Raw genomic sequence first — 13,484 nt, 5'->3', positions numbered from 1 at the left:
GGCCGCGCCGGGTGTCTGCGCGCTGCCAAGGCTATCACCGATTGCGGCAAGGGGGAGAGGGATGTCGGCGCGCGGCGGGATTTCGGCGCTGATGCTGGCGGCGGGGCTGCTTGTCTGCCTGCCGGCGGGCGCCGAGGTCTGGCCGCTCGAAACCCGCAGCCGGGCTTTTGACGACACAAGTGCGGCGGTGCCCATCGACTATGTGCCGCTGGATCATGCCGCGCGGCCGTGGCGGCTATGCATTCTTTATCCCCACCTCAAGGATGCCTATTGGCTGTCGGTGAATTACGGCATGGTGGAAGAGGCCCGGCGCCTTGGCGTCGGCTTCGATGTGTTCGAGGCGGGGGGCTATCCCAACCTTGCGCGGCAGATCGAACAGTTGCGGGGCTGCGCGGGGGATGAATTCGATGCCGTGATCCTTGGCGCGGTGTCCTATGGCGGACTGACCCCTGCGGTCGAAGAGATTGCCCGCCGCAAGCCGGTGATTGCCGCCGTCAACGATATCGACGACCGCGGCATTGCCGCCAAGGCCAGCGTGCCCTGGGCCGGAATGGGGGCGGCGGCGGGGCATTTCATCGCGGCGCGGCATCCGGCAGGTAGCCCGCCCGTCACCGTGGCCTGGTTTCCCGGTCCCGAAGGGGCGGGTTGGGTCTCTTTCATCGAGGCGGGGTTTCGGGCGGCGCTGGCCGAAAGCTCGGCGCAGGTCGTGATCACCCGCTATGGCGACACCGGCACCGAGCAGCAGGTCTTGCTGGTCGAAGAGGCGTTGGAGGCGTGGCCGGATGTCGATTACCTGATCGGCAGCGGCCCGATGGCCGAGGTGGCGGTGCCGATCCTGCGGGCGCGGGGGGCGAGTGGCAAGGTGGCGGTGGTTTCGACCTATCTCAGCCATGCGGTTTATCGTGGCGTGATGCGGGGGCGTATCCTTGCCGCACCCACGGATTCGCCGGTGGTGCAGGGGCGGCTGGCGGTGGAAATGGCGGTGCGGGCGCTGGAAGGGCGGCTTGATGTCCGGCACGCGGGGCCCGCCGTGCGGGTGGTGACGCCCGACACCACCGGGCCATCGGTCACCGAAGGCTCTCTGGCGCCGGCAAGCTTTGTGCCGGTGTTTTCGCTTGCCCCCGGCGGCGGCCCCTGACAGCAGGCACAAGATGGCACAGGCCGGTGGCGGCAATCCGGATGCGGCGAAGGGCAGGGTGTATCATGGCGCATGAAGCGGCGGCGAAAACCTCTCTCTGGCGGGGTTTGCCGGCGGGGATCTGGGCACTGGGGCTGGTCTCGATGCTGATGGATGTCTCGTCCGAGATGATCCACGCGCTGTTGCCGGTCTATCTGACCGTCGGCCTTGGGGCGAGCGCGCTGGCCGTGGGGCTGATCGAGGGGATCGCCGAGGCGACGGCAGCGGTGACCAAGGTGTTTTCCGGGGCGCTGTCGGACCGGATCGGGCGGCGCAAGACGCTGGCGGCCATCGGCTATGGTCTGGCGGCGGTGACCAAGCCGGTCTTTCCCCTTGCCCCGACTCTGGGCTGGCTGGTGGCCGCGCGGTTCATCGACCGGGTGGGAAAGGGCATCCGGGGCGCGCCGCGCGATGCGCTGGTGGCCGATCTTGCGCCCGCGGGGCGGCGAGGTGCCGCCTTTGGCCTGCGCCAGTCGCTTGATACCATCGGTGCCTTTGCCGGGCCGCTTCTGGCCATCGCCCTGATGTGGGTGTTTGCCAATGATTTCCGTGCGGTGTTCTGGGTGGCGGTGGTTCCGGCCTTCCTTGCCCTTGGCCTGATCCTTGTCGCGGTAAAGGAGCCGGCCCGCCCCGACGGGCTGCGTCGGGTCAGGAACCCCTTGTCGCGGGATGAACTGCGGCGGCTGGGCGGCATCTATTGGGCCGTGGTCGCGGTGGCGGCGGTCTTTACGCTGGCCCGGTTTTCCGAAGCCTTTCTGATCCTGCGGGCGCAGGAGATCGGGCTGACGCTCATGCTGGTGCCGCTGGTTCTGGTTGGAATGAATGCGGTCTATGCGCTGTCGGCCTGGCCTGCGGGCGTGCTGTCGGACAAGATGGGCCCCCCGGGGCTGCTCTTGGCGGGGATGGTGGTGCTGATGGCTGCCGATCTGGTCCTGGCGCTGGTGCCGGGCCTTGGTGGCCTTGCGCTGGGCATCGCGCTCTGGGGGCTGCATATGGGGCTGACGCAGGGGCTTTTGTCGGCGCTGGTGGCCGAAGCGGCTCCGGCCGAGTTGCGCGGCACCGCCTTTGGCATGTTCAACCTGATCACGGGCGGCGCGCTTTTGTTGGCCAGCGGGCTTGCCGGGGCGCTGTGGCAGGGTCTTGGATCAGAGGCGACCTTTCTTGCCGGGGCCGCTTTCGCGGCACTTGCCGCGCTGGGGCTGATCGCGCTGCGCCACAGGCTGGCCTAGACGGGCAGGGGGCCGCACCTTCCGGTGCGGCCCGCCGATGTCAGCGGTAGGGGTAGCCCGCCTTTTCCATCGTCTCGGCGTATTTCTTGAACGCCTCGACCACGCGGCCCGAACGCGGCGACGAGGCGGCGACCTCATCCCAGAAGCCCTTGGAATCGGTCACGACCTGCGCCCATTCCTCGGGCGGCAGCGAGGTGAGTTCCATCTTCTCGCCCTCGACCCGCAGCTTTGCCTCGCCGCCCCAATACCAGACCTGCCGGTAGTAATGCGACTGGTCGATGGTGATCTTGAACAGCTCTTGCAGATGCGGCGGCACCTTCTGCCAGCTTGCGGTATTGGCGAAATAGCTGCCGAACCACGCGCCGGTGACCGAGTTGGTCAGCGCATATTTGCAGACATCGGCCCAGCCCACCTCATAGGCTTCGGTAAAGCCGCACCATGCCACGCCGTCCAATTCGCCGGTCTGCATCGCCACTTCGACGTTGTCCCACGGAATCGTGACCGGCACGAGGCCATAGCGCGACAGGAACTTGCCTGCCGTCGGCACGCCGAAGACGCGCAGGCCCTGCATGTCGGCCAGCGAGCGGATCGGCTTGTCCACGGTGAAGATGTGCAGGGGATCCCACGCCCCGGCGGAAAGCCAGGTCACGCCTTCGACCTCGCCGTAAGCTTCCTGCCAGATCTCCTTCAGCCCGTAATAGTTGAACAGCGCTGGCACATCGAGGCTGTAGCGGGTGGCGAAGGGGAAATAGCCGCCAAAGACCGAGATATCGACCGGCGAGGCCATGGTCGCCTCATCCGATTGCACCGCGTCCAGCGTGCCGTTCTGCAGCGCGCGGAAGAGGTCGGCGGTGGGGACCAACTGGTCGGCGTAGTAAAGTTCGATCTCCATTTCGCCGTTGGCCGCGACGTTGAACGCCTCGATCTGCGGCTTGATCACATGCGCGCCAAGGGGGGCACCGGAATAGGTCTGCAACCGCCATTTGATCGGTGCCGCCTGTGCATTGACGTAAGGTGCCGCCAGCGTGGCCCCCGCCACGGCACCGGCCCCCATCACCGACTGGCGCAGGAAGTTGCGCCGGGTGGCAAGGATCGCCTCGGAAGGGGTTTGGGTCTTCTTGGGTTCGGTCATTTCCATCTCCTGTCGTGGTTACGGGCTTCTGCGGCCCTCGGTGGTGGTTCTTTAGTTCAGCCCCGGACGTTGACCTGTTCGGGCAGCCAAAGGGCAATTTGCGGGAAGATCATCAGCAGGACGATGGTCAGCGCCATGATTGCCGCAAAAGGCCAGATCGAGCGGTAGATGTCGCCCAGCGAAAATTCCTTGGGCGCAAGCGAGCGCATCAGGAACAGGTTATAGCCGAAGGGCGGGGTGATATAGGCGATCTGGCAGGTGATGGTGTAAAGAATGCCATACCAGATCAACTGGTTGTCAAAGCCCAGATCAAGCTGGCCGACCAGCGGGATATAAAGCGGTGCCACGATCACCAGCATCGCAGTATCGTCCAGGAACATCCCCAGCAGCAGGAAGCTGAGTTGCATCATGATGATGATGGCCCACGGCGACAGTTCCCATTTGGTGATGAACAGCGTCTCGATCGCCTTCACCGCGCCCAGACCGTCAAACACCGCACCAAAGGCCAGCGCGGCAAGGATCAGCCACATGAACATGCAGGAGACGGCCAGCGTCTTCATCGAGGTTTCGCGCACCAGCCGCCACGAGAACCGCCCCTTGGCCAGTGCCGCCAGCGTGGCGCAGGTCGCCCCCACGGCCGAGCTTTCGACAAGGCTGGTGACGCCAAAGACGAAAAGCCCGGTCATGAAGAAGAAAATGGCAAAGGGGATGATCCCCGCCTTGGCCAGCGCCAGCTTTTCGGCAAAGGGCATGTTCAGTTCTTCATCCGGCACCCGCGGCGCCAGCTTGGGGTTCAGCATGGCGCGGATCAGGATATATGCGATGAACAGCGCCGCCATCAGCAGCCCCGGCATGATGCCCGCGAACCACAGCTTTGACACCGGCTGCCGCGCGATCATGCCATACAGCACCAGCACCACCGAAGGCGGAATTAGGATGCCCAGCGAGGAACCGCCCTGCACCACGCCGGAAATCAGCACCTTGTCATAGCCGCGCCGCAGCATTTCGGGCAGGGCGATGGTGGCCCCGATGGCCATGCCCGCCACCGAAAGCCCGTTCATCGCCGAGATGATCACCATGAGCAGGATGGTGCCGATGGCCAGCCCGCCCGGAATGCGGCCGAACCAGACATGCAGCATCTTGTAAAGGTCTTCGGCGATGCCGCTTTCGGCAAGGATATAGCCCATGTAGATGAACATCGGCAGCGTCAGCATCGCATACCAGTTGAACAGCTTGAACACCTGATTGTAGGGCAGTTCGATGGCGCCGTTGCCATACAGCAGCAACGCCGCCCCCGCCGCGACAAAGCCGATGGCAGCGAACACCCGCTGGCCGGTGACCAGCAGAAGCGCCATCGAGGCGAACATCAGAAGCGCGATCAGTTCGTAGGACATTTCAGAGGAGCTTTCCGCGCAGGGTGGCGATGTGCTTGAACATCAGGGAAAACGCCTGAAGCAGCATGAGGACGAGGCAGAGCGTCAGCAGCGCCTTGATCGGAATGACCGAGGGGTTCCACATCGAGAACCGCCGCTCTCCGGTCTGGATCGCATATTGCAGCGACGAAATGCTGCCCACCAGCATGACCCCCAGATAGAAGATCATGCAGCCCACCGTGGCCAGATCCAGCTTGGCCTTGCCGCGTTCGGACAGGTTGGCATACCACAGGTCCATGCGCACATGGTCTTCGTTCTTCATCGTGATCGGCCCGCCCATGAAGTAATAGGCGGCCAGCGTGAACTGGGTGAACTCGATCGCCCAATGCACCGGAATGTGCAGGACGTTGCGGGTGATCGCGTCAAAGATCAGAGTCGCCCCCATCACGAAGATCAGCGAGGCGGCCAGATAGCCGACATAGTCCGAAACCCTGTCAACCAGCCGCACATAGGCCCGGATCACCTGTGGCATGTCGGGCGCGCCTCCGGCTTTTGCATCACGTCCAAAGCTCCACTCCCTTGTGTTTCAGCGCCTCTCTGTGCGCCTTTTCCAGTGGCCCATCGCTGATGATGAGGTCGATTTCGGTTGTGGCGCAGACCGCATAGGTCGCGCGGCGACCGAATTTCGTGCCGTCGGCAAGGATGGTCACGCGCCGCGCACGGGCGGCCATGGCGCGCGCCACCTCGGCTTCGTCAAGGCTGGCATCCATCGCGCCGATCTCGGGGTCGAAGGCGGCGACGGTCAGCACGGCCCGGTCGGCCTGAAACCCGCGCAACTGGTCGATCACGGCGGCGCCGGTGGTTTGGGCGTTGTCGGCGCCATAACGCCCGCCCAGAAGGAAGACCTGCGCATCCGACCCGGCCTGCGCCAGCCGGTCGGCCAGCCGGCAGGAATTGGTGATGATCGTCAGCCCCGGCACCCCCGCCAGCGCCGCCGCCGCCGCCAGCGTGGTCGAGCCGGTGTCGATGAACAGCGTCTCGCCCGGCTCCACCGCATCGGCAAGCCGCTGGCCGATCCGCGCCTTGGCGGCGGCTTCGGTCACGGCGCGGTCGGAATGGCTTGGCTCGCGGATCAGCCGCGGGCGGCGGGCGCCACCATGCACCTTCTGCACCCGGCCATCCTCGGCCAGCGCCGTCAGATCGCGCCGGATCGTCTCGGTCGAGACGCGGAAATGCAGGGCCAGCCCGTCCACCGAGACCTCTCCTTCCTGCCGGGTCATCTCTTCGATCCGGCTTTGCCGTTCGTGCGGTTTCATCATCCGTCCTGCCTAGCCCACCGCATGAGTGCCGAGTGCGTCAACAAAATTTTCAGCCTGTCGCGCAAAGAAAATTTTGTTTCAGAGGCTTTACACGGCCATATGGCCATCTTTCCTGCTGGATGGTTGACGGAATTGCCCGAGTAGTCAATTAATGTTTGAAACCACAAGGTGACATGATGAGCAATTCCGCCCCGACGGCCCATGAAAGCGGCGGCGCACCACAGTTCGATGTGGCGGTGATCGGTGCGGGCGTCGTGGGTTGCGCACTGGCGCGGGCCTTCACGCTGGCCGGTGCGCGGGTGGCGGTGCTGGAAAAAGCGGCAGATGTGCTGGATGGTGCTTCCAAGGCCAACAGTGCCATCCTGCACACTGGCTTTGACGCGCCCGAAGGTTCGCTCGAACTGGCCTGCATCCGCGAAGGCTATGCGCTTTATCACGACATCCGCGAAAGGCTGGGCCTGCCGCTGGTGCGGGCGGGGGCCATGGTGCTGGCCTGGAACGAGGACGAGGTGGCGGGCCTGCCCGCGCTGATGGCCCAAGCCATGGCCAATGGCGTGACCGACATCCACCCCCTGACGGGGGACGAGGTGCTGCTGCTGGAACCTGCGCTGTCGCCTGCGGTCCGGGCCGGGTTCCGCGTGCCGGGCGAGCATCTGATCGACCCGTGGTCAGCCGCCCATGGCTATCTCATGCAGGCGCTGGTGAATGGCGCCACGCTGATGCGGCAGGCCGAGGTTCTGTCGGGCCATCGCGTGGGCGGCCTCTGGCATCTGGAAACGGTCGCCGGTCCGGTCAGGGCTGGGTTGGTGATCAATGCCGCGGGGCTGTGGGGGGATGAGGTGGACCGCCGTCTGACCGGGCAAAGCTGGTTCACCATAAAGCCCCGGAAGGGGCAGTTCGTGGTTTTTGACAAGACCGCCGCCGCCCTCGCCGGCCATATCCTGCTGCCGGTGCCGACCAAGATCACCAAGGGCATCGTCGTCTGCCGCACCGCCTTCGGCAATCTCCTCGTCGGCCCCACCGCCGAAGAGCAGGACGACCGCGACCATGCCACGGTTGAACGGGAAACCCTGCAGGCCCTGATCCGGCGCGGCTGCGAGATTTTGCCGGCGCTGGCGGGACATGAGGTGACGGCGGTTTACGCCGGCCTGCGCCCCGCGACCGAGGAAAAGCATTACCGCATCCGCCGCGATCTGGCCGAGGATTACATCTGCGTCGGCGGCATCCGTTCAACCGGACTGTCGGGGGCCCTGGGGATTGCGGCGCATGTGCTGCGGCTTTCGGGGCAGGGGGGGGCGCCGCTGGCCGATCCGCTCTGGCCGGTGATGCCCAATATCTCGGTGGAGGGGCCGCGCGACTGGCAATGCCCGGGCCATGGCGGCATCCTGTGTCATTGCGAACTGGTCACCCGGCGCGAGGTTGCGGCGGCGATGGAGGGGCCGATGGCGGTGGGCAGCCTTGCCGGGCTGAAACGGCGCACGCGGGTCACCATGGGGCGCTGTCAGGGGTTTTACTGTTCGGCCGAACTGGCCCGCGTCACCGAGGGCCGCCTTGCGCAACCCATGCTGGAGCCCGGCCATGACTGACCCCGAGGTGATTGTCGTGGGGGCAGGCCCGGCGGGCCTTGCGGCGGCCACCGCCCTTGCCCGCGCCGGGCGCCGCGTTCTGGTTCTGGAGCGCGAGACCGAGGCGGGCGGCATTCCCCGCCATTGCGGCCATTATCCCTTTGGAATGCGCGAGTTTCATCGCCTGTTGCGCGGCCCGGATTATGCGGCGCGGCTGCGGGACGCGGCCCTTGCGGCGGGGGTGGCGATCCGCACCCGCACCACCGTGACCGCGCTTCTGCCCGGCGGGCGGGTTGAGGTGACCGATGACAACGGCCATGCCACGCTTGCCGCAGGTGCCGTGCTGCTGGCGACCGGGGTGCGTGAAACCAGCCGCGCCGCGCGGCTGATCGGCGGCGAAAAGCCGGGGGGCGTGATGCCCACCGCCGCGCTTCAGGGGATCGTCTACCTGAACCACCAGCGCCCCTTTGCCCGCCCGGTGATTCTGGGCAGCGAATTGGTGGCCTTTTCGGCGCTGCTGACCTGCCGCCATGCCGGTATCCGCCCGGTTGCCATGGTGGAACCCGGGCCACGCATCACCGCCCGTAGCCCGGCGATCTGGCTGGCGCGGCTGATGGGGGTGCCGGTGCATTTGCGCAGCGACATTGCCGCGATCCATGGCCGAGCCCGGGTTGAAAGTGTAACCCTGACCACGCCCGGCGGGCCACTGGAACTTGCCGCCGATGGCGTCATTGTCACCGGCGGCTTCCGCCCCGATGCTGCCCTGTTGCGGGGCAGCCATCTGGAGGTGGATACCGCTTCGGGCGGTCCGGTGATCGACGCATGGGGCCGCCTGTCGGACCCGGCCTATTTCGCCGCCGGAAACCTGTTGCGCGGGGTGGAAACGGCAGGCTGGTGCTGGAACGAGGGGCGGCGCATTGCGCGCGCCATCCTTGCCGCCCTTGAGGGCGGCCTGCCGCCGCGCGAAGGCGCCCGGCTGCACCTTGCCCATCCGGCGCTGCGTCTTGCCCTGCCGCAGGTCGTGGCCCCGGCGGCGGGCGCCCCCCATGACCGGCTGCAAATCCGCCTTGCCGCCCCCGCCCGGGGCCGCCTGCGCCTGATGCAGGACGGGCGCGAGCTTGTCTCGGCCCCGCTTGACAGCCTGCCGGAGCGGCGCCTGTCGCTGCCCTTGCCACCCGCCGGAACCGGCGACCTGACCCTGACCATCAGCGAGGCCCCATGAAGATCGCCGCCGTCGATCAGGGCACTACCAGCACCCGCATCCTGACCATGGATGCCGACGGTCAGTTGCAGCCCGTGTTGTCGCTGCCGCATGGCCAAAGCTATCCCGCCCCCGGCCATGTCGAACAGGATGGCGAAGAACTGCTGGCCAATATCGCGCGCTGCCTTGACGCCGCCGGGGCAGGGGGGATCGGCCTTGCCAATCAGGGGGAAAGCTGCCTGGCCTGGGACGGGCGCGATGGCCGCCCGGTCAGCCCGGTGATTTCATGGCAGGACGACCGCACGGCGGATGTCACCACCGCGTTGGAGCGTGAGGGCGCCGCGCCCATGGTGATGGCGCGGGCGGGGCTGCCGCTTGACCCGTATTTTTCGGCCAGCAAGCTGGGCTGGATTATGCGCCACATTCCCCGTGCGGCGGACCTTGCCCGGCAGGGGCATCTGCGGCTGGGCACCACCGATGCCTTTTTCCGCGACCGGCTGACCGGGCGGTTTGAAACCGATATCGCCACCGCCTCGCGCACCTCGCTGATGAACCTTGAAACCGGCGAATGGGACGGCGATCTGTGCCGCCTGTTCGGCGTGCCGATGGCCGCGCTGCCGCGGATCGGGCCGACCTCGGGGGATCTGGGCGGGTTGCCCGGGGGCGGGCGGCTGATGGCCTCGATCGTGGATCAGCAAGCGGCGCTTTACGGCCACGGCTGCCGCACGCCGGGGGCGGCAAAGGTCACCTTTGGCACCGGCGCCTTCGTGCAATGCCTGACAGGCGGTCTGGTGCGGCCCGAGCGCCCCGGCCCACTCCCCACCGTCGCCTGGCAGGCCGAGGGGGGCCCGGTCAGCTATGCCCTTGACGGTGCGGTCTATTCCGCGGCTTCGGCGGTGAACTGGGCGCGCGGGCTGAAGCTTTTCTCGCGTTATGACGAGATTGACGGTTTCGCCACCGCCCCGGCCATCGACCGCGGCATCGCCTTTGTGCCCGCGCTGGCAGGTCTGGGCTGCCCGCATTGGAACCGGGGGGCGCGGGGCGGCTGGCTGGGCCTGTCGCTGGCCGATGGGCCGGGCGATCTGATGCAGGCGCTTCTGGAGGGCATCGCCCTGCGCTGCGCCGAGGTGATTGCCGCGATGGCGGCGCTGCTGCCGTTTCAGGGCGCGATTTCGGTCGATGGCGGGCTGTCGCGCAACGGCTATTTCACCGGCTTTCTGGCAGAGGTCACGCCGCATGACCTTTTCCTGCCGTCAGAGACCGAGCAGACCGCGCTGGGCCTTGCCCGGATGGCGGCCGAAGCGGCGGGCGTCGTGGTGCCCGACAGCCGCCCGGGCCGCAGGCTCGCCGCGCAGGCCGCCGGGGCTGCGCCGCGCCTTGCCCGCTTTGCCGCCGCCCGCGCCGCGATCGAGAGCTATTCTGCAAGGTGACCGCGGCCCGGCCTGACGGGCCGGATCACCTGACGGTTTCGAGCAGCGCCGTCACATGGCCTGGCCCTGCGGGCACGATCCCGTTCGGGTTCAGCGCCTTGATCGAATAATAGCCGGCCTTGATATGGTCGAGGCTGACCGTCTCGCGCAGGCCCGGCAGGCGCAGGATGCGTCCCATATAGGCCGACAGGCGGGGATAATCGGCGACCCGCCGCAGGTTGGTCTTGAACAGGCCGTGATAGGCCGCATCAAAGCGGATCAGCGTCACGAACAGCCGGATATCGGCCTCGGTCAGGCGGTCGCCGAAAAGGTAGGTGCCGGTCAGGCCCGCTTCCAGCCGGTCCAGCATCTGGAAAACGCCTGCCACTGCCTCGTCATAGGCGCTCTGGGTCGAGGCGAAGCCCGCTTTGTAGACGCCATTGTTCAGCAGGTCGTAAACCTCGGCATTCAGCGCGTCGATCTGCCCGGCAAGGTCGGCGGGATAAAGATCGGGCGTGCCCGGCACCAGATCGGCAAAGGCGGTGTTGAACATCCGCAGGATATCGGCGCTTTCGTTGCTGACCATGGTGCCCGTCGCCTCGTCCCACAGCACGGGCACCGTGGCGCGGCCGGTATAGCTGCCATCGGCGCGGGTGTAGAGGTGATGCAGATGGCTTGCCGCATAAAGCGGGTCGCTGTCGGCGCCCGGATAGCCGCCAAAGGCCCAGCCCTCGCTGCTCAGGACCGGATTGACCACCGTTATGGCGATCAGCCGCTCCAGCCCCTTCAGTTTGCGCGCCATCAGCGTCCGCGAGGCCCAGGGGCAAATCAGCGCGACATAAAGCCGATAGCGCCCTGCTTCGGCGCGAAACCCGCCCTTGCCACTTGGGCCGGGCGCCCCGTCGGCGGTGATCCAGTTGCGGATCGAGGATTGCTGGCGGATGAAACGCCCCTTGTCGTCCTTGGCCTGCACCGGGTGCCAGTCGGTTGTCCATGTGCCGTTCACCAGCATGGCAAGTCTCCTTCAATTCGGCGCTGCCAGCCGGGCTGACGGCGCATCCTTACAACTTCCTTATGTGGAAGGGGCATCTTCCGTATCGAAATGCAACCCGGTTGCGTGGCACCCCCGCTGAAACGGGAAAAGGAAGGCTTCCATGATGGATCTTTGGTTTGCGGGACTTGGCGTTGGGCTGATCGGCGCGATGGCCGGCTACCTTGCGATCCTGCGCAAGGCGTAAGGGGGCTGCGATGTTCGAAGCGATCCTTGGCCTGATCGTGGCGCTCGCGCTGGGCGCCTATCTGATCTTCACCCTTATCGCGCCCGAGAAATTCTGAACCGGGCGGAAGGAGAACATCCATGTCTTTTGTGGGTTGGCTGCAAATTGCGGCCACGTTGGGCCTTGTGCTGGCGGCGGTCCGGCCGCTGGGCCGGTTCATGGCCAAGCTGTTTCTGGGGCAGCGGACCTTTCTGCATCCGGTCCTTTCGCCGGTCGAGCGGGGCTTTTACCGCGCGGCGGGGATCGACCCGGAGCAGGAGCAAACCTGGTTCGGCTATGCCATGGCGATGCTGATCTTCAGTGCCATGGGCTTCCTGTCGCTTTACGCCATACTGCGCTTGCAGGGCTTTCTGCCGCTCAACCCTGGCGCCTTGCCCGGTGTCGCGCCCGATCTGGCGTTCAATACCGCCATCAGCTTTCTGACCAACACCAACTGGCAGTCCTATTCGGGCGAAACCACGATGAGCCATTTCAGCCAGATGGCAGGGCTGACGGTGCATAACTTTCTGTCTGCGGCAACCGGCATTGCGCTGGCCATGGCGGTCACGCGGGCCTTTGCCCGGTCCGGCGTGGCGACCTTGGGCAATTTCTGGGTCGATATGACGCGGGCGGCGCTTTATGTGCTGTTGCCCCTGTCGGTCGTGGTGGCTTTGGCCCTGGTGGCGTTCGGGGTGCCGCAAACCCTGTCAAATGCGGTGGATGCAACCACGCTTGAGGGCGCGCGGCAGACCATCGCCCTCGGCCCGGTTGCAAGCCAGGAGGCGATCAAGCAACTGGGCACCAATGGCGGCGGGTTCTTCAACGCCAACTCGGCGCATCCGTTTGAAAACCCCTCGGCCCTGTCGAACATTCTGGCGATCTGGGCGATGCTGGTGGTTTCGGCAGCGCTTCCCATCACCTTTGGCCGCATGGTCGGCTCAGAGCGGCAGGGTTGGGCGCTGTTGTCGGCCATGGCCATTCTGCTGATCCTTGGAGCGGCGCTGGTCTATTGGGCCGAAGCCCGGGGCAATCCGCTGATCACCGCGCTGGGCGTCGATACCGGCCTTGGCAATATGGAGGGCAAGGAGGTCCGCTTTGGACAGGCCATGTCGGCGCTGTTTGTCGCGGTGACGACCGGCCTGTCCTGCGGTGCCGTGAACACGATGCACGACAGCCTCACGCCCTTGGGCGGGCTGGTGCCGATGGTTCTGATCCAGTTGGGCGAGGTGCTGCCGGGCGGCACGGGTTCGGGCCTTTATGGCATGGTGGTGTTTTGCGTGCTGGCGGTCTTTGTGGCGGGCCTGATGGTCGGGCGCACGCCGGAGTTTCTGGGCAAGAAGATCGAGGCGCGCGAAATCCGCATGGCGGTGCTGGCGGTGCTGATCCTGCCCTTGGTCATTCTGGGCTTTACCGCCGTGGCGGCGGTTTTGCCTGCGGCGCTGTCCAGCCTGAACAATGCCGGGCCGCATGGCTTCAGCGAACTCCTCTATGCCTATTCCTCGGCGGCGGGCAACAACGGGTCGGCCTTTGCCGGGCTGAACGCCAACACGCCGTGGTTCAACACCACCCTTGGGATCGCCATGGTTCTGGGCCGTTTTGCCTATGTGCTGCCGGTCATGGCCATGGCGGGATCGCTGGCCGCCAAGCCGCGCGGTCAGGCATCTTCAGGCAGCCTGCCCACCACCACGTTCCTGTTCGTCGGGCTGCTGGTCGGGGTGATCCTGATTCTGGGCGGCCTGCAATTTTTCCCGGCCCTCGCGCTGGGGCCGATCGTGGAAGAGGTGCTGATGCACACCTCTGCGACCTTCTGACGGAGCAAATCC

12 protein-coding genes are annotated in these 13,484 nt (G+C 66.2%); 7 read left to right on the top strand and 5 right to left on the bottom strand.

The window, feature by feature from the left end; all coding sequences use genetic code 11:
- The first annotated feature begins 61 nt into the window (after window positions 1-61).
- Together torT and HS053_RS05235 are read left to right on the top strand one after the other, a co-directional pair.
- On the top strand, window positions 62-1,138 hold the full coding sequence (torT, locus tag HS053_RS05240; protein ID WP_241699757.1) for a TMAO reductase system periplasmic protein TorT: 1,077 nt from the start codon (window positions 62-64) through the stop codon (window positions 1,136-1,138).
- Window positions 1,139-1,203: 65 nt separating this feature from the next.
- On the top strand, window positions 1,204-2,406 hold the full coding sequence (locus HS053_RS05235; RefSeq protein ID WP_174210169.1) for an MFS transporter: 1,203 nt from the start codon (window positions 1,204-1,206) through the stop codon (window positions 2,404-2,406).
- A 40-nt stretch (window positions 2,407-2,446) separates the two neighbouring features.
- Here HS053_RS05235 and HS053_RS05230 read toward each other — a convergent pair whose 3' ends face one another.
- Genes HS053_RS05230 through HS053_RS05215 form a run of 4 tightly spaced genes read right to left on the bottom strand, consistent with a single transcriptional unit; the run spans window position 2,447 to window position 6,227 of the window.
- Window positions 2,447-3,538, bottom strand: coding sequence for a C4-dicarboxylate ABC transporter (locus HS053_RS05230; protein WP_174210168.1), 1,092 nt, complete (start codon window positions 3,536-3,538; stop codon window positions 2,447-2,449).
- Window positions 3,539-3,594: 56 nt separating this feature from the next.
- On the bottom strand, window positions 3,595-4,932 hold the full coding sequence (locus tag HS053_RS05225; protein ID WP_174210167.1) for a TRAP transporter large permease: 1,338 nt from the start codon (window positions 4,930-4,932) through the stop codon (window positions 3,595-3,597).
- A gap of 1 nt (window position 4,933) precedes the next feature.
- Window positions 4,934-5,443 carry a TRAP transporter small permease subunit gene (locus tag HS053_RS05220; protein WP_174210166.1) on the bottom strand — a complete coding sequence of 170 codons (510 nt, stop codon included), beginning with the start codon at window positions 5,441-5,443 and terminating at the stop codon, window positions 4,934-4,936.
- Between the two features lie 25 nt (window positions 5,444-5,468).
- The gene (locus tag HS053_RS05215; RefSeq protein ID WP_174210165.1) at window positions 5,469-6,227 is read right to left on the bottom strand and encodes a DeoR/GlpR family DNA-binding transcription regulator; all 759 of its coding nucleotides are present in this window, start codon (window positions 6,225-6,227) and stop codon (window positions 5,469-5,471) included.
- 179 nt (window positions 6,228-6,406) lie between these two features.
- Here HS053_RS05215 and HS053_RS05210 point away from each other — a divergent pair, with 179 nt between their 5' ends.
- The 3 genes from HS053_RS05210 to HS053_RS05200 are packed head-to-tail and all read left to right on the top strand — an operon-like array spanning window position 6,407 to window position 10,426.
- Window positions 6,407-7,816: an NAD(P)/FAD-dependent oxidoreductase gene (locus HS053_RS05210; protein ID WP_174210164.1), complete on the top strand. Its 1,410-nt coding sequence runs from the start codon at window positions 6,407-6,409 to the stop codon at window positions 7,814-7,816.
- On the top strand, window positions 7,809-9,017 hold the full coding sequence (locus HS053_RS05205) for an NAD(P)/FAD-dependent oxidoreductase (protein ID WP_194245502.1): 1,209 nt from the start codon (window positions 7,809-7,811) through the stop codon (window positions 9,015-9,017). The genes HS053_RS05210 and HS053_RS05205 overlap by 8 nt, the downstream gene beginning before the upstream one ends.
- The gene (locus tag HS053_RS05200) at window positions 9,014-10,426 is read left to right on the top strand and encodes an FGGY family carbohydrate kinase (RefSeq protein WP_174210163.1); all 1,413 of its coding nucleotides are present in this window, start codon (window positions 9,014-9,016) and stop codon (window positions 10,424-10,426) included. The genes HS053_RS05205 and HS053_RS05200 overlap by 4 nt, the downstream gene beginning before the upstream one ends.
- Window positions 10,427-10,451: 25 nt before the next feature.
- Here the strand turns inward: HS053_RS05200 and HS053_RS05195 are convergent, their stop codons facing one another.
- Window positions 10,452-11,417 carry a glutathione S-transferase family protein gene (locus HS053_RS05195; protein WP_174210162.1) on the bottom strand — a complete coding sequence of 322 codons (966 nt, stop codon included), beginning with the start codon at window positions 11,415-11,417 and terminating at the stop codon, window positions 10,452-10,454.
- A gap of 203 nt (window positions 11,418-11,620) precedes the next feature.
- On the opposite strand from HS053_RS05195, the gene kdpF reads away from it, so the two are divergent.
- Together kdpF and kdpA are read left to right on the top strand one after the other, a co-directional pair.
- A complete protein-coding gene (kdpF, locus tag HS053_RS05190; protein WP_174210161.1) occupies window positions 11,621-11,740 on the top strand; it encodes a K(+)-transporting ATPase subunit F in 120 nt (39 codons plus the stop codon).
- 22 nt (window positions 11,741-11,762) lie between these two features.
- Window positions 11,763-13,472: a potassium-transporting ATPase subunit KdpA gene (gene kdpA / locus HS053_RS05185; RefSeq protein ID WP_174210160.1), complete on the top strand. Its 1,710-nt coding sequence runs from the start codon at window positions 11,763-11,765 to the stop codon at window positions 13,470-13,472.
- Window positions 13,473-13,484: the final 12 nt, after the last annotated feature.

Source organism: Tabrizicola fusiformis, from assembly GCF_013328815.1.
In the GTDB taxonomy this organism is placed as follows: domain Bacteria; phylum Pseudomonadota; class Alphaproteobacteria; order Rhodobacterales; family Rhodobacteraceae; genus Fuscibacter.
This window is presented reverse-complemented; position numbering and strand designations above follow the sequence as displayed.